This window comes from Solibacillus merdavium, from assembly GCF_014836935.1.
Taxonomy (GTDB): Bacteria; Bacillota; Bacilli; order Bacillales_A; family Planococcaceae; genus Solibacillus; species Solibacillus ferritrahens.
Genome location: NZ_JACSPW010000028.1, coordinates 1 through 24,821, shown reverse-complemented (window position 1 = coordinate 24,821; position 24,821 = coordinate 1). Strand labels below are relative to the sequence as shown.

Below are 24,821 nucleotides of genomic sequence, written 5' to 3'. Positions count from 1 at the left end.
CGAACACGGAAGTTAAGCTCTTTAGCGCCGATGGTAGTTGGGGGCTTCCCCCTGTGAGAGTAGGACGTCGCTTCGCAATTCTAAACCACTGAAATTTTTCAGTGGTTTTTTTGTATAAAAATATTCAATAAAGATGCTTTCTTCTTAGAAATCTAATAATCCCTTTTATTAAACAAGGGATATATTACCAAATAAATAATTTGTTATAAAGGTTGTTATAGCTGATATTTGAAGTAAAGAATTATATTATAAAAAGTTTATTAAAGGAAAAGATAAAGCAAAAGTAAAAATAAAATTATAATAAAACAGTAAAAAAAATTAAAATAATCAACTGAGGTAATATTCCGAATTATTTTATTTTTCATGTAATCTTGACAGTCGTGGTCGACGTTGATAACCTTACAATAATATTCTTTTCTAAATAGGAGGCATACTTAAATGTGGGAAACAAAATTTGCTAAAGAAGGTTTAACATTTGATGATGTATTATTAGTGCCAGCACACTCTGAAGTATTACCAAAGGATGTAAATTTATCTGTAAACCTAACTAATAATATTAAGTTAAACATTCCAATGATTTCTGCCGGTATGGATACTGTCACAGAAGCAAAAATGGCAATTGCAATGGCTCGTCAAGGTGGGCTTGGAATTATTCATAAAAATATGAGTATCGACGAACAAGCAGAAGAAGTAGAAAAAGTAAAACGCTCTGAAAATGGCGTTATTACAAATCCATTCTTCTTAACACCTGAGCATCAAGTATTCGATGCAGAACATTTAATGGGCAAATACCGCATTTCAGGTGTTCCAATCGTGAATAATATGGAAGATCAAAAATTGGTAGGAATTATTACTAACCGTGACCTACGTTTTATCTCTGATTATTCATTAAAAATAGATGATGTAATGACAAAAGAGGATTTAATAACAGCAGCTGTAGGAACGACTTTAGAAGATGCTGAAAAAATTCTTCAACAATACAAAATCGAAAAATTACCTATTGTAGATGAAGATGGGAAACTTACAGGTTTAATTACAATTAAAGATATCGAAAAGGTTATTGAATTCCCAAATGCAGCTAAAGACAGCCATGGCCGTTTAGTTGTAGGTGCAGCAGTAGGTGTTTCCAAAGATACAATGGTACGCATTGCTAAGCTAGTGGAAGCGCAGGTAGATATTGTAGTAATTGATACAGCACACGGTCATTCACAAGGTGTATTAAATACTATTAAAGAAATCCGTGCAGCATATCCAAATTTAGATATTATTGCGGGTAATGTAGCAACAGCTGAAGGTACACGTGCTTTATTTGAGGCAGGAGCAGATGTGGTGAAAGTGGGAATTGGACCTGGTTCTATTTGTACTACACGTGTTGTAGCAGGTGTAGGTGTACCTCAAGTTACAGCTATTTATGATGCTGCTTCAGTAGCACGTGAAGTAGGTAAAACAATTATTGCTGATGGCGGTATTAAGTATTCAGGTGATATCGTAAAAGCTTTAGCTGCTGGTGGACATACTGTAATGTTAGGTTCATTGTTGGCAGGAACTTCTGAATCTCCAGGAGAAACTGAAATTTTCCAAGGACGTCGCTTTAAAGTATATCGCGGTATGGGTTCACTTGGTGCAATGGAAAAAGGCTCAAAAGACCGTTATTTCCAAGAAGATGCGAAGAAGTTAGTTCCAGAAGGAATTGAAGGACGTCTACCTTATAAAGGACCTCTAGCAGATACAATTCACCAATTAGTTGGTGGTGTACGTGCTGGAATGGGTTACTGTGGTGCTCCGGATTTAGCTGAATTACGTGAGAAATCACAATTCATTAAAATGTCAGGGGCAGGTTTACGTGAGTCACACCCACATGATGTACAAATTACAAAAGAATCACCAAACTATTCTTTACAATAAGTTCTAGGCAACTTTTGAACGCTACTATCGTCAAATTGAGATAGTAGCGTTTTTTATTAAGAAGAGCACACATTTGACTACTTATGTATGATAAAATGTCGTTAGAGAATAAAAATTTTGGAGGTAGCTTTGTGAAGATAGTAAGAAAGCAAATGGTATTAAGCTTCGTCTTAATCCCAGTGTTAATATTCAGTATGTTGACGATGGCCGTACCTGCTAAAACAAATGCAGAGACGGATTTAGGGTTAACGGTAGATGCAGCGATTTTAATTGATGCAGATACTGGGAAGATTTTATATGAACAAAATGCAGAAACTGCACTAGGTATTGCAAGTATGACGAAAATGATGACGGAATACTTATTACTTGATGCGATTAAAGAAGGTTCAATTACTTGGGATCAACAATATAATGTAACAGAGTATACATATAAAGTTTCTCAAAACCGTTTATTAAGTAATGTACCTTTGCGTGCTGATGGTACGTATACAATTCAGGAATTATATGAAGCGATGGCTATTTATTCTGCAAATGCGGCAACAATTGCAATTGCAGAAACGATTGCAGGGACAGAAAAAGAATTTTTGAAGCTTATGAACAAAAAAGCAGAAGAACTTGGTTTAGAAAACTATAAGTTTGTTAACACAACAGGTTTGAATAACTCGGACTTATTAGGTATGCATCCAACAGGTACAGGTGAAAACGATGAGAATGTTATGCCGGCTCGTTCTGTAGCAAAATTAGCGTATCATTTACTGAAAGATCATCCTGAAATGTTAGAAACAGCAAAAATTCCTAAAAAGGTCTTCCGTGAAGGTACTTCTGATGCAATTAACATGTCAAACTGGAACTTTATGTTGCCAGGTCTTGTATATGCTTATGAAGGAGTAGACGGTTTAAAAACAGGTACAACTGATTTTGCCGGTCATACGTTCACCGGTACAGCAAAACGCGGTGATACACGTTTAATTGCAGTAGTAATGAAGGCTGTAGATTCTAAAGGTGTAGGCTCTTATAAGGCACGCTTTGATGCGACGGCGAAGTTATTTGATTATGGTTTTGGTCAATTTTCAAAAGTAGAACTTGTTCCGGCAAACTACACATTTGAAGAAAAGAAATCACTTCCTGTAACAAAAGGGAAAGAAGAAGCTGTAAATATTGCGATAAAAGATCCTATTTCAGTGATGATAAAAACGACTGAAAAAGATTTATATGTTCCGACTTTAATGCTGACAACAGAAGAACTAGAAGCTGGGGTTGAGAAGAACCAAGTAGTAGGCCAAGCTGTTGTTAATATTACACAAGGTACGGATTATGGCTATATTGACGGCTCTAACATTGTGGCAGAAGTTGTAACAACAGAAGCTGTGGAACGTGCAGGGAAAGTAGCACTATTCTTCCAAGGAATTGCAAGCTTCTTTGCTAATTTATGGAGCGGTGTATTTGGTTTTGCGAATGGATTAATTAAATAAATATGAGCCTTTCTATAAGAAAACCTTATAGAAAGGCTCTTTTTTTATACAAATATGGAATTTTCGAATGGGACAATTTGTAGATGGAGCGTGCCATACATACATTGTTGTTATGGAGGGATAATTATGTGTGGGATTTCAGGTTGGATTGATTACTCTGAAAATCTAGTAGATAATGAATTACTTATAAAGAAAATGACGAGAACGCTTTTACATCGTGGGCCAGATAGTGAAGGTTATTTTGTAAGCAAGCATGCATTGCTAGGACATAAAAGGCTCGCAATTATTGATTTAGTAACAGGTGACCAACCAATGACTAGAGGAAACTTTACAATTGTCTATAATGGGGAAGTTTATAATGCCAATGAAATTCGAGAACAGCTAATTAAATGTGGCTATACATTCCATACAACATCAGATACGGAAGTTATTTTAATTGCGTACTGTGAATGGAAAGAACGATGTATGGAGTATTTGAATGGAATATTTGGGTTTGCTATTTGGGATGCAGAGGAACAATCTTTATTCTTATGCCGTGATCGGTTAGGTGTTAAACCTTTATTTTACTATGAATATGAAGGTGGTATATTATTTAGCTCTGAAATTAAGGGGATATTGGCACATCCTTTTGTAAAGCCACAAGTCGATATAGAAGGGCTGGCGGCTTTATTTAGTTTAGGACCATCACGAATAGTCGGTAATGCCATTTTTAAGGGAATTAAAGAAGTAAAACCTGCATATGCCATGGTTGTTCATAAAGAAGGAAAGAAGAGCTGGCAATATTGGGATATTGTAAGTAAACATCATGAACATTCAGAGGAAGAAACAATAGAAACAGTAAGGGAGCTTGTAACGAAGGCAATTGAACGTCAATTAATAAGTGATGTACCGATCAGTACAATGCTTTCGGGAGGGCTAGATTCAAGCATTATAACAGCTGTAGCGGCTGAACAACTGGCCAAAGAGAATAAAACTTTATCGACATATTCAGTAGCGTATGAAGAAAATGACCAACATTTTCAGCAGAACTCCTTTCAAACATCTCAGGATGAATTTTGGATTGGGAAGATGCAACAAGCATTTCAAACAAACCATAAGCAAGTAACCATTACTCAGCAGGATTTGGTTGAAAGCTTACAGCATGCCATGATATTGAAAGATATGCCGAGTATGGCTGATATTGATAGTTCACTTTATTTATTCTGTAAAGAGATGAAAAATGAACATACTGTTGCATTATCAGGTGAATGTGCAGATGAAGTATTTGGTGGTTACCCATGGTTTTATGGTGAAAAAACAGAAAGTCTGTTTCCATGGCTACGTTCTACAAAGGAGCGGGAACAGCTATTTAAAACAGAGTGGCAAAAACGGCTACAGTTGCCGCAGTTTATGCAAAACACCTATGACCAAGCGATAAAGGATATGCCCCATTTTATAGGGAATAAGGAGGAGCAAGAACGCCAGCAATTGTTCTATTTAAATAATTTATTCTTTATGCAAACTCTACTGGAAAGAAATGATCGAATGACAATGGGGGCGAGTATGGAAGTTCGTGTTCCGTTTGCTGATCATACGATTATAGAATACGTATGGAATATTCCATGGGAAATGAAAAATAGTGGTGGAAAAGAAAAGGGAATTTTACGGGAAGCTTTTTCTTCTCTTTTACCAAAAGAAGTAGTCGAGCGTAAAAAAAATCCATATCCAAAAACATACCATCCAAAATATACAGAACTTGTGCATCAACGTTTACAGCAAATTTTGCAACAGAAAGATTCGGTATTATATGAATTGTTTGAGCATGACCAATTAAAGCGTTTACTCGCTACAAATGGTCAGTCATTCCAGATTCCATGGTTCGGTCAGTTAATGGCTGGTCCACAATTAATTGCCTACTTAATTCAGTTGCATGATTGGGTAGAACATTACCGGATTGATATTATTTCAACATAAAGTAAGACGTTCTTAATGTAGAACGTCTCAATGTTAGATTTGTCAGTTTACCAATTTTCTGAAGATATTCCAAATGGCCATTAGTTCATGGATTTGCTGTTCTATTTCATGGAGATGTAAATGCCCAAAACCTAGTAAAAATGTCCGTTTAGAGTATGATTGTTCCGTTAAATAATAATTGGAGAGAGGCAAAATATTAATATTGTGCTGTAATGCAATTTGTTGTAGCGCTAATTCAGATTGATCGTGAAGAAATGCTATTAATATATTCGTACCAGCCGCATCTCCGGATATTGATATTTGTGGATAATAATTTGAAAAAATTTCAATACATTTATCATGCTTTTTGCGATAAATTTTTCTCATGCGATTTAAGTGTTTTGCAAAGTGCCCGTCTTCCATAAACTTTGCTAAAATATGCTGTTCAAAACGAGGAACAGTGGAAGAATAGTAATTAAAATGCTCTTGATAGCGTTTAATAAGTGTTGGTGGTAATACGAAATATGCAACACGTAATGATGGCATAAGGGATTTTGTAAAAGTGCTCAAATAAATTACGCAATCGTTTTGATCCAGCCCACGTAATGCCGGGATGGGCTTTCCAATATAACGAAATTCACTATCGTAATCATCCTCGATTATAAAACGATTTGGTGCCTTGGCTGCCCAATTCAATAGCTGCGTGCGGCGATTAGCAGATAATACTGCCCCAGTCGGGAATTGGTGAGACGGTGTAATATAAACAACATTTGCTTTCGTTTTCTGTAATTGTTCCACAACAATTCCATCTGTATCAACGGAAATAGGAATAGCGAGCTGACTCAATTGGTGCCTTGGAATTGGTGAATAGCCTGGGTTTTCAAAAGCAAGTAGAAAATCATCGTCTAAAATTTTTAAAATCATAGGAAGCAGCTGTTCGGTTCCGGAGCCAATCACAATTTGTTCCGGCTGGCATTCTATACCTCGGGATTGATGAAGGTAGTTTGAAATTTCAACACGTAATGCCAGTTCACCTTGACGCTCGCCTGTTTGCAGTAAATGCTTGAATGGCTTATCTAGAACATCTTTTGCATACTTTCGCCATGTTGTAAAAGGGAATGCGTCCTCATCGATTTTTGCAGAGGAGAAATCAATTTTATATTCCGTTTGCTTGGCTACATTTTTAAAGTTAAAATCCATTACGTTATTTTTACGATAAGGTAATGAATCTATTTCTTCAACAAAATAACCAATGCGAGGTTTTGACATAATATACCCTTCCGCTAACAGCTGAGAATAAGCCAGTTCAACGGTTGTTTGGCTAATATTGAAAAATTCTGCTAGCTCCCGTTTAGAAGGAAGGCGACTTCCTACAGCAAGTTGGTTATTTGTAATGGCATCTTTTATACCGATATAAAGTTGTTCATAGAGTGGAGTAGAATGTTCTTTTTGTAGCTGAAAGAAAAGTATAATAATTACCTCCTTTTGTGACCTTTGTAAAAGGTATAAATTTTCGAAATTTATTAATGTCAGAAAAGTATAGCACATCAAAAATTATTTATGAATGTTTTAGGGAAAACTTGCATTGATGTACTGTTTATAGTACAGTATGGTTAAATTTATAAATGAATTCGATGATAGGAAGTAGTAGCAAGCGAGTTTTTTTTAGAGAGTCAGCGGGTGGTGGAAGCTGATAAAGACACTTGTGAATCCGTCCTTGAGATGCTTTTTCCGAAAACTAATAGTAGGTAGAAGCCGGCTTACCAGAGTCGTTAATTGTTAAGAGGAATAGAGGTAATCTATTCAATTAGGGTGGCAACGCGGGTAGCTCTCGTCCCTTTTATAGGGATTGAGGGCTTTTTTGTATTCATTTTTTCATGGTCCGCTCTATGAAAAAATGCACCGGCGGATATCACAGATTTTTTAAAGGAATTTTCGAGTAAACTCGAAAAAAATCTGGATGCAATTATGCTAAGGCGTAATTGAACCACTACATTAATCCGTTAAAGTGCTCAGGATCATCATTTCATAAACTTTAGGAGGAAAAATTATGTTAGATATTAAACGCGTCCGTGACAATTTTGAAGAAGTAAAACGTATGCTCCTTACTCGCAATGAGGACTTAGGAAACTTGGACAACTTCGAAAGCTTAGATACAAAACGTCGTGAGTTAATTGCCAAAACAGAAGTATTAAAAGCTGAGCGTAATAAAGTATCTGAGCAAATTTCTGTAATGAAACGCAATAAGGAAGACGCAACAGAAGTGATTGCCCGTATGCGTGAAGTAGGGGATGAGATTAAAACTTTAGATGCCGAGTTAAATGCAATTGAAGAAGAGTTTAAAGATATGATGATGCGTTTGCCAAATATCCCGCATGAATCAGTACCGGTTGGCACAGAAGAAGATGACAATGTAGAAGAGTACACTTGGGGCGATGTGCCGGTATTTGATTTTGAAACAAAAGCACACTGGGATCTTGCAAAAGATTTAGATATCGTGGACTTTGAGCGCGGAGCTAAAGTTGCGGGAAGTCGTTTCCTATTCTATAAAGGTTTAGGTGCACGTTTAGAGCGTGCTTTACTGAACTTCATGATGGATCTTCATTCAGATCAGCATGGCTATACAGAAATGCTGCCACCGCAAATCGTTAACCGCGATTCACTAACAGGTACCGGCCAATTGCCGAAGTTTGAAGAAGATGTATTTAAATTAGTCCGTGAAGAAGATGAAATGGATTATTACTTAATTCCAACTGCTGAAGTACCGGTAACAAACTATTACCGTGATGAAATTTTATCAGCGGATATGCTGCCGCAAGCTTTCTCTGCATTCAGCGCTAACTTCCGTTCAGAAGCAGGCTCTGCAGGTCGTGATACACGTGGACTGATCCGTCAGCACCAATTTAACAAAGTAGAATTAGTCCGTTTTGTAAAACCCGAAGAATCTTATGAACAACTAGAAATTTTGACAGGTCATGCTGAAAAAGTATTACAGCTTTTAGGCTTGCCATATCGCAAATTAAAAATGTGTACAGCAGACTTAGGTTTTACAGCTGCGAAAAAATACGATTTAGAAGTATGGATTCCAGCACAAAGTATGTACCGTGAAATTTCTTCATGTTCAAACTTTGAAGATTTCCAAGCGCGTCGTGCCAATATCCGTTTCCGCCGTGAAGCAGGCGCAAAACCTGAATTCGTTCACACGTTAAACGGTTCAGGTCTTGCGATTGGTCGTACAGTTGCTGCGATATTGGAAAATTACCAACAAGAGGATGGTTCTGTAGTTATTCCTGACGTTTTACGTCCGTATATGGGTGGCGTAGAAGTAATTACGGTGAAATAATTAAATATAAAAATTAAAGTGTGTTGAATCTAACGATTCGGCACACTTTTTTTATTTATGAACAAAAATATTATTTAGTAATTAGTTTTACAAAGTTAGAGTATTTTGTTATATTCGAGAAAATAGGATACTTGATACAAAATTCAAATATTAATAGAACATACTTACAGATAGCAATACTATCAGCAGATACATCAAAATCAATTTATATAAAATCCTCTCAATATACGCGCACAGTTATTTTCACTTCAATAATTCCAACATTATCTTGCTTAATGCTCTCTTGTTAATACCTCGGTACCACCAATTATTATAAAGCCTTTTAATAATCAAGTATTCTCACAGGAGGATGTGTGAACGAATGGAATACATTCAAGTTTCATATAAATATGAAGATAAAATTGCGATTGTGACGTTAAACCGACCTGAAATGCGGCATGCCTTTAATACCAATATGGCGAAGGAACTGCTATCTGTATTTCAGTCACTGAATGAGCAGCCAGTGCGTGTAATTATTTTAACTTCCTCTACTGGAGATGCCTTTTGCTCAGGCGCGGATTTAAAAGAACGTAAAGGGATGAGCGAGGTAGAGTGGACAGAACAGCATCATTTATTTGAGCAAATGTTTCAGGCTGTAGCTAATTGTAAGCAAGCTACAATTGCCGCAATAAATGGCTATGCACTTGCGGGAGGATTTGAACTCGCATTAAATACGGACTTAATCGTCGCTGGCAGGAATACTAAAGTTGGATTGACTGAAGTCACTCGTGGGATTATGCCTGGTGGTGGGGGTGCACGCTTATTGCCAAAACGTGTACCGCTACATATTGCAAAGGAATGGTTATTTACAGGGCGAATTGTTCCAGTAGAAGAAGCCCAGCAGGCAGGTTTATTTAATGCAGTGACTGACTCCTCAGATGTGTTGCAAACGGCACTACAATTAGCCGAAAACATTGCATGTAATGCACCATTAGGCGTTCAAGGTGTAAAAAAAGTAGCTGAGATCAGTTCATTGGAAGCATCTGATGCTTTTCGTATTGAAATTGAAACGTACAATGAAGTCATTGCTTCGGAGGATCGAATGGAAGGTATCTTAGCCTTTAATGAGAAAAGGAAACCTAATTTTATCGGACGGTAGGAGGATACCATATGATGCAAACAGAGAATCTTGTATTTCTAGAGGAACTTCGGGAAGGTGTAAGAGCAGTTTGTAAACGATTTGATGGTGCATATTGGCGAAAGTTAGACGAAATAGATGGCTATCCAACAGATTTCGTCGAGGCAATTACTCAGGCTGGCTTTTTAGGAGCCTTGATTCCTGAACAGTATGGCGGTTCAGGTTTAGGAATATTAGAGGCGTCTGTTATTTTAGAGGAAATTAATCGATCAGGTGGTAATGCAGGAGCTTGCCATGCTCAAATGTATACGATGGGGACTATTTTACGTCATGGTTCACTAGCACAAAAAGAAAGATATTTGCCAAAAATCGCTGATGGTTCGCTTCGTTTACAGGCATTTGGCGTTACCGAACCAAATACAGGAACGGATACAACAAACTTAAAAACGTTTGCAAAGCGTGAGGGCGACCATTATATCGTGAACGGTCAGAAGGTATTTATATCGCGTGTTGAGCATTCGGATTTAATGATTTTATTGGTGCGTACAACGCCAAAAGACCAATGTGTAAAAAAGAGTGACGGCTTGTCGGTACTTGTTGTTGATTTGAATGAAGCAGTCGGCAATGGCTTGGAAGTCCGTCCCATCAAAACGATGATGAACCATGCGACAACGGAATTATTTATCGATAATCTAAAAGTGCCGGTAGAGAACTTGATTGGCGAGGAAGGAAAAGGATTCCGCTATATTTTGGACGGGATGAATGCCGAGCGGATTTTAATTGCGGCAGAATGTATTGGCGATGGGCGCTGGTTTATTGAACGGGCAACGAAATACGCAAAAGAACGTGTCGTTTTTGATCGACCTATTGGACAAAACCAAGGGATACAATTTCCGATTGCACAAGCCCACATTCATCTTGAAGCAGCTGATTTGATGCGCATAAAAGCAGCGGAACTTTACGATCGACACCAAGCCTGTGGAGCAGAGGCCAATATGGCGAAACTCCTGGCGGCAGATGCATCCTGGGAGGCGGCCAATGTAGCCATTCAAACATACGGAGGCTTTGGCTTTGCCGCTGAATATGATATTGAGCGTAAATTTAAAGAGACACGATTATATCAGGTAGCTCCAATTTCAACAAATTTAATTTTATCATACGTCGGAGAACATATATTAAAACTTCCAAAATCTTATTGAGGTGAAGATCATGCACTTTCCAAAACAAATAGAAATTATTGAAGTAGGACCACGCGATGGCCTGCAAAACGAGGCAAGCTTTGTTCCAACAGATGAAAAGAAACAATTAATCAAACAATTATATGAATCAGGATTTCAGCGAATCGAAACGGCCTCCTTTGTCCACCCGAAAATTGTGCCGCAAATGGCGGACGCTCAGGAAATCACATCATTTTGCAATGAGTTAGGACTAGATTATATTGCTTTAACTCCAAATATGAAAGCGCTGGAACGTGCAATTGAAGCAGGTGTTCCACAGATTGCAGTATTTGTAGGTGCAAGCGAGACATTCAATCAGAAAAATATTAAGCGTTCCATTGCTGATTCTTTGGAAGAATGCAGCGAAATGTTTCAGCAGGCAAAAGCTCAGCACAAGTTTATCAGAGGATATGTGTCCATGTGTTTTAGCTGCCCGTATGAAGGTGCTATTTCCTATGAGCAAGTGAAAAGGGTTGTCGAGCAATTTGTAAAGGATGGGGCTGATGAAATTTCAATCGGCGATACAAATGGTCAGGCAAATCCGCGCATAGTATATGAACGGTTTAGCGCTTTAAAAAGAGATTTTCCTCAAACAACATTTGTAGCCCATTTCCATGATACAAATGGCTTTGCCTATGCCAATATCATAGCTGCCTTAAATGCCGGAATTGAAAAGTTTGATAGTTCGATAGCAGGACTTGGCGGCTGCCCATTTTCACCTGGTGCAACTGGAAATGTAGCAACAGAGAAAGTTGTGGAGCTGTTTGAAGCAATGCAAATTAAGACAAATATTCAGCAGGAAAAATTGAAGGACGTCTCCGCTTTTGCCAGTAACTTAGTTTAAGGAGGGCTAAAACTGAAACCATTTAAAGCCGTATGCGGAAAGTAAACCGATTCATATAGAAGAAATTGAACTGGATGCCCCCCAAGAAGGCGAAGTATTAATCCAGATTAAAGCGGCAAGTCTTTTTCCCATTGAGAGATATACCGCATTATTTGCATATGATAAAATCCGGTAAACTACCAGTGGACCAATTATTATCGAATATTATTCCATTAGACGAAATTAATGAAGGCTTTGATTTATTAGCTACTGGGGATAATTCTCGAATAATTATTAAAATAGACTAATTTTATATTGAAAAATAAAACGACGAAACAACTAAAAGGAAACGTTTCGTCGTTTTTGTATGTTTAGAAGTACATAGAGCACAATCCAAATGCTAAAAATAACCCCGGCCAAACTCAATAAATAACCGGAAGCGCCAAATGCATCATAAAGCCACTGGAGGGGTGTCCCTTTCACTGGTCGATTTAAAAACATAAAATTCGTTTGAAAACGTGCATTGTAGTAATAAATAAATGGTACCGTAATGAGTAAAAGCAATACCGAGCGCCAAATATCTCGGAATGTGGTATGCAGCTGACGCTCTCGTATTAACGGGCAAATAAAGGCTACTAGCAAGGCATGAAATACAAAGCTATGGATATGTAAAAATCCTCCCACTGGATCAGCTGTCCACCCAGGAAATAATAGAGCAATAGCAGCTCCAGGTAAAGTGAGTGTATATAGTAGTGTAGCTGTTGTACGGTTTGAAAAGTAAGCATGCCAACCAGTAATAAAAATACCTAGCCCACATAAATGGAATGGTGGGCTCCAATATGAATATTGGTCAGTGACAATTAAGTAAATTTGTTTCATAATTTCCAAAAACAGCAACAGCCAAAAAATTAATTTTTGAAAGAGCTGTTGCTGTTTACTAGCAATATAATGATAACTATATATTGAAATAGTTAAAAACAAACTAATAAAAATAAGCCATGTCATATGAATGGAATCGAAAATAGCAAATCCGCCCACCGTGCCACCTACTTTTCTTGTTGTTGTTTTCGCAGTAATTTCTCTTGTTTTTTACGTTCGCGTATAGCCTTAAAAAAGTCTGTTAAAATTTGACCACACTCATCTACTAGTATTCCTTCTGTAACATCACATTCATGATTAAACCGTGCATCATTTAATAAACGATATAACGAGTCAACACAACCCGCTTTAATATCACGTGCCCCGTAAACTACTCGAGGTATTCGTGATTGGAGAATTGCACCTGCGCACATGGGGCAAGGTTCCAATGTAACATACAAAGTTGTTTCCTCTAGACGCCAGCTACCTATTTTTTTGCATGCTTCTTGAATCGCCATGCTCTCTGCGTGTGTTAGAGCGTTTTGGGTTGTTTCCCGCAAATTATGTGCCCGTGCAATAATTTCATTTTTATATACTATGACGGCACCAATTGGGACTTCTCCCAGGGCAGCTGCCTTTTTTGCTTCTTCTAATGCTTCTAGCATGTAATAGTGATCGTTCTTTTCGAGCATTTATCTATCACTCCCTATATTTAGTTTAGCATGAGTTGAAATGCTTAGGCGACTATAGAATTAGACGTGCTATGATGAAGGGAAAAGTTTGAAGGAGGATTATTATGAATTCATTTCAAACAATAGAAGAAGTGAACGATTATTTTGAAAAACAGTTGGAGAGTTTATATCAGAATTATACTGCAAAATTACAAATAGTTGAGAAAAATAAAATACAAATATATATGACTTTACAAAGGCAGTATGAAGAACAATTAATTGCACTTGAACAACGGAAGCAAAATGAAGGAAATCTTCTTAAACAAAATAGTGATCTAGCAGTGGGTAAAATAAAATTGCTATTTGAAAATAAAATACAAATTATATTAGAAAAATATAAGAGTGACTATAGTGAAGAAGTTAATGGCTATAGAGAAAATAAGGTAGAGATGCTTGGGCAAATGCAAGTGGAAGAACGTGTAATATTTAAACATTATCAGCATCAACAGATGGAGTTGTTGAGACAAGGGGGACAAAGTAGGCAACTAGTAGCTGGCTTTGAACAGAAGATGGATAATTTGCAGTCCGCACTCCTCAACTTATGTGAAAAATATGAGCATCAATTTAGCCTGTTGGAAGAGAAGCATGAGGAGAAGTATGAATTACTTGAGCAAATGCGTGATGAAGCCATTGAACAGCTCCTGGATAGTGAGAAAGCATCGCAAAACCAGCTTGAGGATCAATTGTTTGAGAAATTACAGAATTTAAATGAAAAAATTGAACAACAACGAGATATTTTAGAACAAGAATTAATAGAAAAGGAACATTCACTTGAAGAGATGGTGAACACTGAACGTGAAAGGATTGAATTAGACTATGAACAAAAATGTAATGAAGTGTTTGAACAACAAGAACAGGCACTTGCTCAATTCGACTGAATGATTTATGTTTAGAACAGCTTTTTTCATGATTTCAGTAAAATACAATTGTTTATTTTGTTGTCTATTAATCATTGTGATAAAATGAAAAGCATTGACTATAAAAAGAGAAGGAGCACTTCTAATGTCTGTGCCATTTATAACAGTAGAAGGTCCGATTGGTGTTGGGAAGACCTCATTATCTAAGGCCTTATCACAAACGTTTGATTATCATTTATTAAAAGAGATTGTAGATGAAAATCCATTTCTCGGTAAGTTTTATGAAAATATCAATGAGTGGAGCTTCCAGACGGAAATGTTTTTCCTGTGCAATCGTTATAAGCAATTATCTGATATTCATGAGATTATTGAAGCGCAAGGTCCGGTAGTGGCTGATTATCATATTTTTAAAAATTTAATTTTTGCGAAGCGTACTTTAAAGGCATCAGAATATGAAAAGTACGAATCGATTTATAAAATTTTAACGGCTGATATGCCAAAGCCAAACATGGTCATTTATTTACATGCAAGTTTGGATACTTTAATGAAACGAATTGCGATGCGCGGTCGTGAAGTAGAAAAGAACATAACACGTGAATATATGGAACAACTTTCAAGTGATTATCATGAATTTATCGGGCATTTTGAAAAGATGCATCCAGAAATTCCTGTCATCTCGCTTAATGGAGATGAACTTGATTTTGTAAAGAGCGAAGAAGATTTACAGTATGTACTACGAGTAGTAGAGGAAAAGTTACAACAAAGGAGTTTGCATCAGAAATGAACTTAAGAGAGAAGTACAATATTCCTGCGAATGCGGTTATTACAATTGCAGGAACAGTTGGTGTCGGGAAATCGACAATGACAAAGGCATTATCACAGAGCTTAAATTTCCGAACATCATATGAAAAGGTTGATACAAACCCTTATTTAGATAAATTTTATGATGACTTTGAAAAATGGAGCTTCCATTTACAAATATACTTTTTAGCTGAGCGCTTTAAAGAACAGAAGCGTATATTTGAGTATGGCGGGGGCTTTATTCAAGACCGTTCAATTTATGAAGATACAGGTATTTTTGCAAAGATGCATTTTGACAAAGGTACAATGTCACCAATAGATTATGAAACATATACAAATCTTTTCGATGCCATGGTGATGACGCCTTATTTCCCGCACCCGGATTTGCTTGTCTATTTAGAGGGACCGATTGATGATGTTATTGGTCGTATTCAGGAACGTGGGCGTGAGATGGAGCAACAAACGCCTCATACTTACTGGCAGGAAATGCATGGACGCTATGAAAACTGGATTAATAACTTTAATGCGTGTCCGGTATTGCGCATTGATATTAATGATTACGATTTAATGAAAAATCCTGATCAAGTGGAAGATATTGTAGCGCGCATTGGTTATATGCTAGAGCAAACAAGCCATCTAAGAAAATAATGAAAAAAGACTGATTTCTGTATCATGACAGAAATCGGTCTTTATTTATTTTATTAAGAGAATAATAAAAACTGGAATCATTACAAGCAAGAATACGAAAGAGCTCCATAAAATCTGCTTACCGGTCGACATATTTTTAGGTTTTATACTAATCATTTCATACAATTCATTAACTGCACGTTGTTCTTTTTCAAAAAGCATTTTTTGAAAAGAGGCGTAATTTTCAATATAAGAAGCAGGATTTTCAAAATGAAAACGAATGGCACGTATATCATCCGTAACATCTTTATCTTCATGAATATAAGTAATCGTCGGCGCAATTCCCCCTGTTAACTTAGCTGTAACATGTATATCAAAGGTCTTCATTTTATAAACAGTTTCACCAACATCATTTGTTACAATTTCAATGAGTCGATTGTTCATGAATAATCCCCCTTTTAAGTAGTTTAAGTATTCCCAATATGTATAAATTTGTAACGATTTTAAAAAATATTGTAAAAAAAAAGTTGTTTCGTTTATGCTAAAAGTGTTTACGAATTTTTCTGATTTGTAACATTATAGCGAAAAGGGGATGGAAATATGACTTTAAGAATAGTAGAACGATTAATTGTTTTACCAACGACGGCAATTTCCGATGCAACAGGGGGGCATACGAATGTTGCAGCATCAATTAAACCACTGGCCGATCATTTTAAAATTGCTGGACGTGCGCGAACGGTACGACTACCGGACGGGGAAAACGGTGCTGTTTTAGAAGCAATTAGTCAAGCAGAAAAGGGAGATATTTTAGTTATCGATGCAAAGGGGAATACAAATCGTGCAGTTGCAGGTGATTTCGTCATGCAACTTGCACAAGGCGTCGGAATACAGGGATTTGTAGTCGACGGGGTAATTCGGGACTTAGCAGCCGCACAATCTATTGATTTCCCTGTATTTGCATTAGGAACAACAGTAGCAGCAGGCAATAAACATGGCGGTGGTACTGTTGGGGGGCCTGTATCAGTAGGTGGCGTTGTCGTACAAACAGGTGATTATGTTGTTGGTGATATTGATGGGGTAATTGTCATTCCACAAAAAGATATCCAACAGATAATAGAAGCAGCAGAAGCAAAAGTGGCAAAGGATGAAGCGAGGGAACATGAAGCTTTACATAATGGCGAAGCTTCCATACGCGCTTACTTGTCGAAAGTTGTAAAATAAAAAAACGCCGTAGTGTGTTGTATCTCACTACGGCGTTTTCATATCTTTATTTTAAGTTTGCAGCTTGATACTCGGCAAATTGCTTCTCGTCGAAACGTTTTTCCCATTTTGCCATAACAAGTGCAGCTAATGTGTTACCTACTACGTTTACAGCTGTACGAGCCATATCAAGAATACGGTCAATACCTGCGATGAATGCTAAACCTTCAAGTGGAATTCCTACAGAGCCTAATGTTGCAAGAAGTACTACGAATGATACCCCAGGAACACCGGCAATACCTTTAGATGTTACCATTAATACAAGCATTAATGTAATTTGTTCTACTATTGAAAGTTCGATACCGTACATTTGAGCAATGAAAAGTGCTGCAATTGCCTGGTAAAGTGTCGAGCCGTCTAAGTTGAATGAGTAACCTGTTGGAATAACGAATGATACGATATCCTTTGGTGCACCCATCTGTTCTGTTTTTAACATAATGCGAGGTAATACTGTCTCTGATGAAGAAGTAGAGAAGGCCAGTAATAACTCATCTTTAATCATACGAATCAGTTTGAAAATATTAATACCGAAAATACGGGCTGTAATACCTAAAACAACGATTACAAAGAAAATCATTGCGGCATATACTAAAATCGCTAATTTTCCTAATGGAATAAGGGATTCTACACCGAATTTGGAAACGGTTACACCGATAAGCGCAAATACCCCTACTGGTGCGAATTTCATTACTAAGTTTGTAACCCAGAACATGGCGTCTGCTGTACCTTGGAAGAATGCAAGTACTGGTTTTCCTCGTTCACCAATGGCTGCTACCCCTAAACCAAAGATTACAGAGAAGAAGATGATTGCTAGCATATCGCCTTCAGCCATAGAGTTGATGATATTTTTTGGTACAATATCAACAATGATTTGGAAAGTTCCTTTTGCTTCTTCTTGTTCTGATGTCTCTACATAAGAAGAAATATCTGTTTGCTGCAGCTCATTCATGTCAATTCCAGCACCTGGTTGGAATAGATTTGCTGCTAATAACCCAACAACAATTGCAACTGTTGTAATAACTTCAAAATAAAGAAGTGTTTTACCGCCAAGACGACCTAATTGTTTCAAGTCACCAGTTCCGGCAACGCCAACGATTAGTGTCGAAATAATAATCGGTACTACGATCATCTTAATTAAGTTTAAGAATATATCGCCAAGTGGCTGTAAATATGATTGTACATTTTCATTCCCAAAAAATACTGCTCCAACGATAACCCCAAGTACAAGACCGATTAAAATTTGAGCAGCTAAACTAATTTTTAGCTTTTTCAAAATATTGTTCCCCCTAAAAATTCAGATTCAGGACTAGCCTAAAATTAATTTTATTTCATACCTACAAAATCCGACAAAATCCGACTAATCAACTTTACTAATAATTTCAGAATATAATACTTGAATGAATTTTTTGATATTTACCTTTGCTTTTCGTTGGTCATTATTTTCAATTTGCTTCATTAAATATCGAATATCGGTTAAATCAAAATAGCGGGGAGTATAGTATTCAAACTCAGAATTTGTATAGTCGACAATCCCCATGTTTGCTAAGTTAATCATTGCAGCCAAAATTGTTCTGCGCACGCGCTGTTCTATGGCTTTACTCTCTTTAAGTATATCGTCCGGTGTACTTTTCGTCAGCATTGCTACACGTTCATAAATCTCTTTTAACGGAGGGAGTGGGGCAATTTTATGCTTTTCGATTAATAACTGTTCAATAATTTTAATAATATCTTCACTACCAACTTCGGCGACAATCCCCATATCATTTAAGATTGACTGAATATGTTCGCGTGTTGTTTTTTTGGTATGGGTCACTTCTGTAATATTAAAATTTGTTAAAGATTGTCGAATAACTTCCAGGGAATTTTTCAATAAATATTGCTCTGTCGTCCGTTTTAAAACCATTTGCACTTCAATTTTATTAATTGGTTTATGGATGAAAAATTCAATCCCTTTTGAGTAGCCGTCTGCAACCATTTCTTTATTGACTACCTGCGAAATCATAATAAAATGACCTTTAAAACCATTTTGTTGAAGGCGTTCAATTGTCTCGATACCATCCAACTTAGGCATTAATAGATCGATTAATACAAATTCCGGCTGCATCATTAAAATTTGAGGAATAGCATCAAGCCCATTTTTTGCCTCCCCAATGACAGTCCCAAGTTCACAGTCGTTGATAATATTACTAAGCATCACCCGACTTGCACGGTCGTCATCCACTATAAAATAACGCATTTATAAAATCTCCTTTTGAATATTCTTTGAAGGGATTTGTACGATAAAGCTAGTCGATGTATCACTTGTTACGTGAATAGCTCCATTGAGGTTTTCGACAATTGTTTTCGTATGCGACAGACCAATTCCTGTGGAGCCTTGTCCTTGTTCATTGAACTTGGACGTATAGCCAGCATCAAAAATAACCGGAATTAATGATTCTTCGATTCCGATTCCGTTGTCTTCCACGATGAAAGTTGTTGTTTCTTTTTCGACAGTAACACTTAGTGTAACAAACCCGCTTTTCTCAATTGCTTCTACAGCATTTGCCATTAAATTATTTAAAATGGCGAAAAGGGCAATATGCTTTTTAATTACAAAATCGTCTGGACATATTAAAGTAAATGAAATCGATTTATTTAAATATTTTGCGTAGCTTTCATTAGCTTCTACAATAAAACTTAAAATATCCGTTAATAAAAATTTGGACGGATAATTTTGATTTGTAATTTTTGAAAGGCCTGCATAAATACGCTCATGATCTTTTTTAACTTCGTGAATTTCTTGAGCAATATATAAAGCCTCCATCGCATGCTTTTCTTCCGTTGTTTTTAGCTTTTTATATAGCTGATAACTATTTGCGGTAAGTTGTTCAATCTGATTCATGGTCTTTTTTAAATAGAGAGCTTCAACATATAACTCTGAATGAATTGTCATAAGTTGTTTTAATTGCTTTTGTTGTTCTGACATGGTGATTATGCTATAGATACCGACAACGAAAAAGCTACGTAATAATCCTACTACGATAAACAGTAAAAAAGAAATCAACGTTTCCTGGTCAGAGACGAGAAGTAGCTCCGTAAGAATATATTCGACCATATTGGAAATAACCTCAAATAATGTTCCTAATAAACCAAGAATGAGCGGATGTTTTTTTAATTCATCCAATGCAATTAATTTAAAGCATAGTGCAAAGGTTATATAGAAAATCCCTGCTGGTAAATGTTCGAGTAGTTGAACAGAAAGAGCTTGACCATAAATTAAAAAATCCAATAGTGACCGGCCGATAATTACAACCATACCTGTTAAAAGGCCTGTTGTAATAATTGGTAATGGGCGAATTAATAATGCAAAGAAAAAAATAATGCTCCCTAATCCAAAACGGAACGGTCCATCTTCAAAAGGAATAAATTTTATTTCACCACCTATAGCTGTGAAAAATGCCATAAGCAGCATAAAGAGAAATAAATTCATTGATTTTATTCGAGGTTGAGTCGATTCCAAAGTAATATACCGCCTTTAAAAGCCTGTTTTAGGAGTTAATTGTACATGAAAAGCAAAAATAAATACAAAAAGTACTATTTCTAACAAGTAGAAATAGTACTTAAATGATTTTTTATATAAAAAAACCGCCCAATAGCTGTAGCGGAGTAATGTTAAAAATATGGAGGAGGTAGAGGGATTCGAACCCCCGCGCGGTGTTACCCGCCTGTCGGTTTTCAAGACCGATCCCTTCAGCCGGACTTGGGTATACCTCCAAATATAAGCTGTCTTTTCGACAAAGAATAATTTATCACGAAATAAATTTTACGTCAATAATTTTTTTTGCAAATAAAGATATTTTTTTTGAAATGGAAAAAATTTAATTGGGACATATCATTGCATTTTTATTGCTTGCTTAGTATACTAATACTTGCCGTGCTAGATGGGGAGGTAGCGGTGCCCTGTAACTTGCAATCCGCTCTAGCAAGATTGAATTCCTTTTCTGAGGCTGTCCGTATTGTTTGGTCTGCCTTTTGCACGTAGTGTTGACGGTTGGGTCCTGCGCAATAAGTACCCATGAACCATGTCAGGTCCGGAAGGAAGCAGCATTAAGTGGAATCACTTATGTGCCGCGGGGTAGCCTAACCCGAGCTGACGACAAGAGTAACGCTTATGTGCGGTAGTCGAAGAAAGGTGCACGGTATTAACTTACCAATTCAAACGCACCCATCAAAATTTGATGGGTGCGTTTTTTTATTTGTATGAAGTATATTCGTTTGATTTCAAAAGAGTTTCGTATTACTTTATGCTATACTGAATTTATGGATTTTTATTATGAAAGGAGAGGGAAAGGTTGACATATCAAGCATTTTATCGTGTTTATAGACCGCAGTCATTTCGTGAAATGTCTGGGCAAACACATGTGAAGAGGACCCTTCAAAATGCTCTCCTTGCAAGCAAAACAACACATGCCTATTTATTTTCTGGTCCACGCGGGACAGGTAAGACAAGTACTGCGAAAATTTTTGCAAAAGCTTTAAACTGTGAAAATGCTCCAGCAAGTGAGCCGTGTAACGAGTGTGCGACCTGTATAACTATCACTGAAGGATCACATACGGATGTTATTGAATTTGATGCAGCTTCTAACTCTAGAGTGGAAGAAATGCGAGATATAATAGAAAAGGTACGCTTTGCCCCAGCGAATGCACGCTTTAAAGTGTATATTATTGATGAGGTGCATATGCTTTCTACAAGTGCATTTAATGCATTACTAAAAACACTTGAGGAACCACCTGAGCATGCAGTGTTTATTTTGGCGACGACAGAGCCTCATAAATTACCAGCGACGATTATTTCCCGTTGTCAGCGCTTTGATTTTAAACGACTTTCTTCTATAGATATAGTAGAGCGTATGAAGGTTGTATTGGAAGACATCGGTATGGGGTATGATGAGCAAGCGTTAAAAGCAATTGCACAAGCGGCAGCTGGTGGTATGCGTGATGCACTGAGTCTACTTGATCAAGTCGTATCATTCAGTAATGAACATGTTCAGTTGGAAGATGTACTCCTTGTAACAGGTTCTGTTAGCCAGGATGCATTTTATGATATTGCCAGCTCCCTTTTAAAAAAGGAAGTTGCGCAAGTACTAAGCAGTGTGGAAAATTTAATTGCAGATGGAAAAGAGCCATTACGTTTGGCAGAAGACTTTATTACATTTTTCCGAGACTTACTGCTTATAAAAACAGACGGTACATTAGAGGAACTATTGGAGTTTATTGCACCTGAAGATAAATTTTTAACTTTGGCTGAGCAATTTGATGCAAGTACACTATATGGCTTTATCGATATTTTAGCAAAAACGCAACAAGAGATGCGTTTTTCACATCATACGAAAATTTATTTAGAAACTGCACTTTTAAAAATGGCGCAGTATAAAGCAACAACACAAGGAACTGCAGTAGTAGACCCTGAAATCGAAGGGAAAGTAGCTGCACTTGAAAGTCGTTTAGGTCAACTGACACAGCAACTTCAAGATGGAGGAGCATCCGTTCAACAAAATGAACAACCTCGTCAGCGTGTACGTCCACAAGGTAATCAATACAATGCGCCAACGGGCCGTATTCAAGAAGTATTAAAATCAGCAACAAAAACGGATTTACAAAAAGTGAAATCGGCCTGGGCTATTAGTTTATCAAGCTTACAAAAGTCTCATGCCGCTTTATTGGCAGATGCAGAGCCAGTTGCCGCAAATGCAAGTGCTTTTGTGATAAAATTCAAGTATGATATACATTGTCAAATGGTAGCGGACAACAACGTTCTTGTTTCATTGTTTACGCAGAGGATAGCGTCGGAAGTAGGGGTACAGTATGAACTTTTATGTATTCCGGAGCCAGCTTGGGGTCGTCTTCGGGAAAATTTCATTCAGGAAAATGGTCTAAACCAGAAAAATTCCGGAATGAATGATGGGGATGCCACAACGGATTTAACGGATGAGCCTTCTTTCATGGATGATGTTCAGATGCTAGAAACACAAGATCCACTTGTAACGGAAGCTGAAAAGCATTTTGGAAAAGAAATTGTTGAGGTTATCGAAGAATAATTACACATTTAAAGGAGGAAATTAATATGCGTGGTATGGGTAATATGCAAGGTATGATGAAAAAAATGCAAAAAATGCAAAAAGAGATGATGGAAGCACAAGAGGCTTTAAATGCAGAGTTATTTGAAGGTACTGCTGGTGGCGGTATGGTCAAAGTTGTGATGAACGGTCAACGCCAAGTGTTGGAAGTAAATTTAGATGAATCTGTAGTTGATCCAGAAGATATCGAAATGTTACAAGATTTAATCATTATCGCAACGAACGAAGTACTTAAAAAAGTAGAAGAAACAACGAATTCTACAATGGGCAAATTCACACAAGGGATGAACCTTCCTTTCTAATTTGAAACATGTAGAAATAAAAGCACATCTCAAGCTTTGGGATGTGCCTTTTTATAGGGGGGAATAGGATGCATTATCCAGAGCCGATATCCAGGCTAATCGACAGTTTTATGAAATTACCAGGGATTGGACCTAAAACTGCTGCGCGTTTAGCATTTCACGTTTTAACAATGAAAGAAGATACCGTATCAACATTCGCGAAAGCACTGATTGATGCAAAACGTAATTTACTATATTGCTCACAATGCGGTCATATAACAGATATAGATCCATGTCATATTTGTTCGGATAAACAAAGAGATATTTCTACTATTTGTGTCGTTCAAGATCCAAAAGATGTTATTGCTATGGAAAAAATGCGTGATTATCAAGGTTTATATCACGTACTGCATGGAGCAATTTCACCAATGGATGGTATTGGACCAGAGGATATTAACGTTGCTTCGTTATTGGCACGTTTGCACGATGAACGTGTACAAGAATTAATTTTAGCGACTAATCCTACTATTGAAGGTGAAGCGACAGCGATGTATATCTCCCGTCTTGTTAAGCCATCTGGCCTTCGAACAACACGTATTGCACACGGCTTACCCGTCGGTGGGGACTTGGAATACGCTGATGAAGTAACATTATCGAAAGCATTAGAAGGAAGAAGAGAGTTATAAAGCAGGGGGAAGCACGATGTTATTTTCACGTAAAGGGAAGCTCAAAAAAGAATTCGACGACAAGTTAGTTTCTTCTATTAAAGAGACGAAGGAAACTTTGCAAAATGCGAAGGTAATTGAAGGGTTAACGGACGACTATAATCTAGATGTAATGGCTGAACGAAAAAAAGCTGAAAGTATCCATTACTATTTGTATAAAGAAGCGCGAGTACGCCGTGTATTAATTAAATAATCTTTTAGAAATAAGAACCGAAGCAGATGCATATGTTACCACTAAATGAAAAAAGGATGGTGCTATGCGATACATAGTTTTAACTATGATCTGTTTTGTTGTCTTATTTCTTTTTTTCTTGAACAAAGAGAGCCGAGGGAAAGTCTGGGAGTATTTTGCGTGGTTTTGGTTTAAAATTGCGGCTGTTATCGTTGTTTTATTTATAGGTAACTTAATAATGGGGGCTAGTGGGGTTCTTTTCCATGTTCCGATTAATTTTTTCTCTGTGCTTATGATTGCAGTTTTAGGTCTGCCTGGAGTGATGTGTGTTAGTTTATTAATATTGATGAAATAAAATTAACAAAAAGTATTGCTAACTTAATAATATCGTGATATATTATTATAAGTCGCAACGACGACAACAGATTATAAAAAACATCCAAAAAAAGTTGTTGACAAAACAATCGCATGGATGATATGATATAAAAGTTGTCATAAGAGATGGCGCAATGAACCTTGAAAACTGAACAAGCAACGTTAATGAAACAAGCTTCTTAAATGAAGCAAACAATAGATTTTAACTT

Annotated in this window: 23 protein-coding genes, 1 tRNA gene, 1 rRNA gene, 1 other RNA gene and 1 other annotated feature; of the genes, 18 read left to right on the top strand and 8 right to left on the bottom strand. The window is 37.0% G+C overall.

What is annotated here, in order from left to right:
- The 4 genes from rrf to asnB all read left to right on the top strand — a co-directional run.
- Positions 1 to 76, top strand: a 5S ribosomal RNA gene (rrf, locus tag H9632_RS19175); the annotation flags it as partial.
- A gap of 362 nt (positions 77 to 438) precedes the next feature.
- Positions 439 to 1,905 (top strand): IMP dehydrogenase, encoded by a 1,467-nt coding sequence (guaB, locus tag H9632_RS18065; RefSeq protein ID WP_191705456.1) that lies wholly within the window; start codon positions 439 to 441, stop codon positions 1,903 to 1,905.
- A 131-nt stretch (positions 1,906 to 2,036) separates the two neighbouring features.
- Positions 2,037 to 3,377, top strand: coding sequence for a D-alanyl-D-alanine carboxypeptidase family protein (locus H9632_RS18060; RefSeq protein WP_318247718.1), 1,341 nt, complete (start codon positions 2,037 to 2,039; stop codon positions 3,375 to 3,377).
- A gap of 126 nt (positions 3,378 to 3,503) precedes the next feature.
- Positions 3,504 to 5,330, top strand: coding sequence for an asparagine synthase (glutamine-hydrolyzing) (gene asnB / locus H9632_RS18055; protein WP_191705454.1), 1,827 nt, complete (start codon positions 3,504 to 3,506; stop codon positions 5,328 to 5,330).
- A 42-nt stretch (positions 5,331 to 5,372) separates the two neighbouring features.
- Here asnB and pdxR read toward each other — a convergent pair whose 3' ends face one another.
- Positions 5,373 to 6,785 carry a MocR-like pyridoxine biosynthesis transcription factor PdxR gene (gene pdxR / locus H9632_RS18050; protein WP_191705458.1) on the bottom strand — a complete coding sequence of 471 codons (1,413 nt, stop codon included), beginning with the start codon at positions 6,783 to 6,785 and terminating at the stop codon, positions 5,373 to 5,375.
- 149 nt (positions 6,786 to 6,934) lie between these two features.
- Positions 6,935 to 7,151: a binding site (T-box leader), on the top strand.
- Positions 7,152 to 7,359: 208 nt separating this feature from the next.
- Here pdxR and serS point away from each other — a divergent pair.
- From serS to H9632_RS18030, 4 genes are all read left to right on the top strand, one after another.
- A complete protein-coding gene (gene serS / locus H9632_RS18045) occupies positions 7,360 to 8,652 on the top strand; it encodes a serine--tRNA ligase (RefSeq protein ID WP_191705453.1) in 1,293 nt (430 codons plus the stop codon).
- A 361-nt stretch (positions 8,653 to 9,013) separates the two neighbouring features.
- A complete protein-coding gene (locus H9632_RS18040) occupies positions 9,014 to 9,790 on the top strand; it encodes an enoyl-CoA hydratase/isomerase family protein (protein WP_191705452.1) in 777 nt (258 codons plus the stop codon).
- Positions 9,791 to 9,801: 11 nt separating this feature from the next.
- A complete protein-coding gene (locus H9632_RS18035) occupies positions 9,802 to 10,968 on the top strand; it encodes an acyl-CoA dehydrogenase family protein (protein ID WP_191705451.1) in 1,167 nt (388 codons plus the stop codon).
- Positions 10,969 to 10,978: 10 nt separating this feature from the next.
- Positions 10,979 to 11,830, top strand: a complete 852-nt coding sequence (locus H9632_RS18030) for a hydroxymethylglutaryl-CoA lyase (protein ID WP_191705450.1) — start codon at positions 10,979 to 10,981, stop codon at positions 11,828 to 11,830.
- A gap of 318 nt (positions 11,831 to 12,148) precedes the next feature.
- On the opposite strand, the gene H9632_RS18025 is transcribed toward H9632_RS18030, so the two are convergent.
- Both H9632_RS18025 and tadA read right to left on the bottom strand, forming a co-directional pair.
- Positions 12,149 to 12,847, bottom strand: coding sequence for a TMEM164 family acyltransferase (locus H9632_RS18025; protein WP_191705449.1), 699 nt, complete (start codon positions 12,845 to 12,847; stop codon positions 12,149 to 12,151).
- Positions 12,848 to 12,855: 8 nt separating this feature from the next.
- The gene (tadA, locus tag H9632_RS18020; RefSeq protein WP_191705448.1) at positions 12,856 to 13,359 is read right to left on the bottom strand and encodes a tRNA adenosine(34) deaminase TadA; all 504 of its coding nucleotides are present in this window, start codon (positions 13,357 to 13,359) and stop codon (positions 12,856 to 12,858) included.
- 104 nt (positions 13,360 to 13,463) lie between these two features.
- Here tadA and H9632_RS18015 point away from each other — a divergent pair, with 104 nt between their 5' ends.
- The 3 genes from H9632_RS18015 to H9632_RS18005 all read left to right on the top strand — a co-directional run bounded on the left by H9632_RS18015 (position 13,464) and on the right by H9632_RS18005 (position 15,704).
- Positions 13,464 to 14,276: a hypothetical protein gene (locus H9632_RS18015; RefSeq protein WP_191705447.1), complete on the top strand. Its 813-nt coding sequence runs from the start codon at positions 13,464 to 13,466 to the stop codon at positions 14,274 to 14,276.
- A gap of 124 nt (positions 14,277 to 14,400) precedes the next feature.
- A complete protein-coding gene (locus H9632_RS18010; protein WP_191705446.1) occupies positions 14,401 to 15,039 on the top strand; it encodes a deoxynucleoside kinase in 639 nt (212 codons plus the stop codon).
- Positions 15,036 to 15,704, top strand: a complete 669-nt coding sequence (locus tag H9632_RS18005; RefSeq protein WP_191705445.1) for a deoxynucleoside kinase — start codon at positions 15,036 to 15,038, stop codon at positions 15,702 to 15,704. The genes H9632_RS18010 and H9632_RS18005 overlap by 4 nt, the downstream gene beginning before the upstream one ends.
- Positions 15,705 to 15,749: 45 nt before the next feature.
- Here H9632_RS18005 and H9632_RS18000 read toward each other — a convergent pair whose 3' ends face one another.
- On the bottom strand, positions 15,750 to 16,127 hold the full coding sequence (locus H9632_RS18000; protein WP_191705444.1) for a sodium:proton antiporter: 378 nt from the start codon (positions 16,125 to 16,127) through the stop codon (positions 15,750 to 15,752).
- A gap of 156 nt (positions 16,128 to 16,283) precedes the next feature.
- On the opposite strand from H9632_RS18000, the gene H9632_RS17995 reads away from it, so the two are divergent.
- Complete coding sequence (locus H9632_RS17995; protein WP_191705443.1) at positions 16,284 to 16,904, top strand: RraA family protein; 621 nt, start codon at positions 16,284 to 16,286, stop codon at positions 16,902 to 16,904.
- A 46-nt stretch (positions 16,905 to 16,950) separates the two neighbouring features.
- On the opposite strand, the gene H9632_RS17990 is transcribed toward H9632_RS17995, so the two are convergent.
- The 4 genes from H9632_RS17990 to H9632_RS17975 form a co-directional block, all read right to left on the bottom strand.
- The gene (locus tag H9632_RS17990) at positions 16,951 to 18,219 is read right to left on the bottom strand and encodes a cation:dicarboxylate symporter family transporter (protein ID WP_191705457.1); all 1,269 of its coding nucleotides are present in this window, start codon (positions 18,217 to 18,219) and stop codon (positions 16,951 to 16,953) included.
- Between the two features lie 81 nt (positions 18,220 to 18,300).
- Positions 18,301 to 19,179: a response regulator gene (locus tag H9632_RS17985; protein ID WP_191705442.1), complete on the bottom strand. Its 879-nt coding sequence runs from the start codon at positions 19,177 to 19,179 to the stop codon at positions 18,301 to 18,303.
- Entirely contained in the window at positions 19,180 to 20,442 is a 1,263-nt protein-coding gene (locus H9632_RS17980) for an ATP-binding protein (protein ID WP_191705441.1), read from the bottom strand. It lies immediately after the preceding gene.
- Between the two features lie 161 nt (positions 20,443 to 20,603).
- A tRNA-Ser gene (locus H9632_RS17975) sits at positions 20,604 to 20,696 on the bottom strand.
- 158 nt (positions 20,697 to 20,854) lie between these two features.
- Between H9632_RS17975 and ffs the strand changes: the two genes are divergently transcribed.
- The 6 genes from ffs to H9632_RS17945 all read left to right on the top strand — a co-directional run bounded on the left by ffs (position 20,855) and on the right by H9632_RS17945 (position 24,592).
- Positions 20,855 to 21,122: signal recognition particle sRNA large type (gene ffs, locus H9632_RS17970), an RNA gene on the top strand.
- Between the two features lie 152 nt (positions 21,123 to 21,274).
- The gene (gene dnaX, locus H9632_RS17965) at positions 21,275 to 23,020 is read left to right on the top strand and encodes a DNA polymerase III subunit gamma/tau (protein ID WP_191705440.1); all 1,746 of its coding nucleotides are present in this window, start codon (positions 21,275 to 21,277) and stop codon (positions 23,018 to 23,020) included.
- A gap of 26 nt (positions 23,021 to 23,046) precedes the next feature.
- Positions 23,047 to 23,361, top strand: coding sequence for a YbaB/EbfC family nucleoid-associated protein (locus H9632_RS17960; RefSeq protein WP_191705439.1), 315 nt, complete (start codon positions 23,047 to 23,049; stop codon positions 23,359 to 23,361).
- Between the two features lie 68 nt (positions 23,362 to 23,429).
- The gene (recR, locus tag H9632_RS17955; RefSeq protein ID WP_191701843.1) at positions 23,430 to 24,026 is read left to right on the top strand and encodes a recombination mediator RecR; all 597 of its coding nucleotides are present in this window, start codon (positions 23,430 to 23,432) and stop codon (positions 24,024 to 24,026) included.
- A 16-nt stretch (positions 24,027 to 24,042) separates the two neighbouring features.
- Positions 24,043 to 24,258 carry a YaaL family protein gene (locus H9632_RS17950; protein ID WP_191705438.1) on the top strand — a complete coding sequence of 72 codons (216 nt, stop codon included), beginning with the start codon at positions 24,043 to 24,045 and terminating at the stop codon, positions 24,256 to 24,258.
- Between the two features lie 64 nt (positions 24,259 to 24,322).
- Complete coding sequence (locus H9632_RS17945; protein ID WP_191705437.1) at positions 24,323 to 24,592, top strand: pro-sigmaK processing inhibitor BofA family protein; 270 nt, start codon at positions 24,323 to 24,325, stop codon at positions 24,590 to 24,592.
- Positions 24,593 to 24,821: the final 229 nt, after the last annotated feature.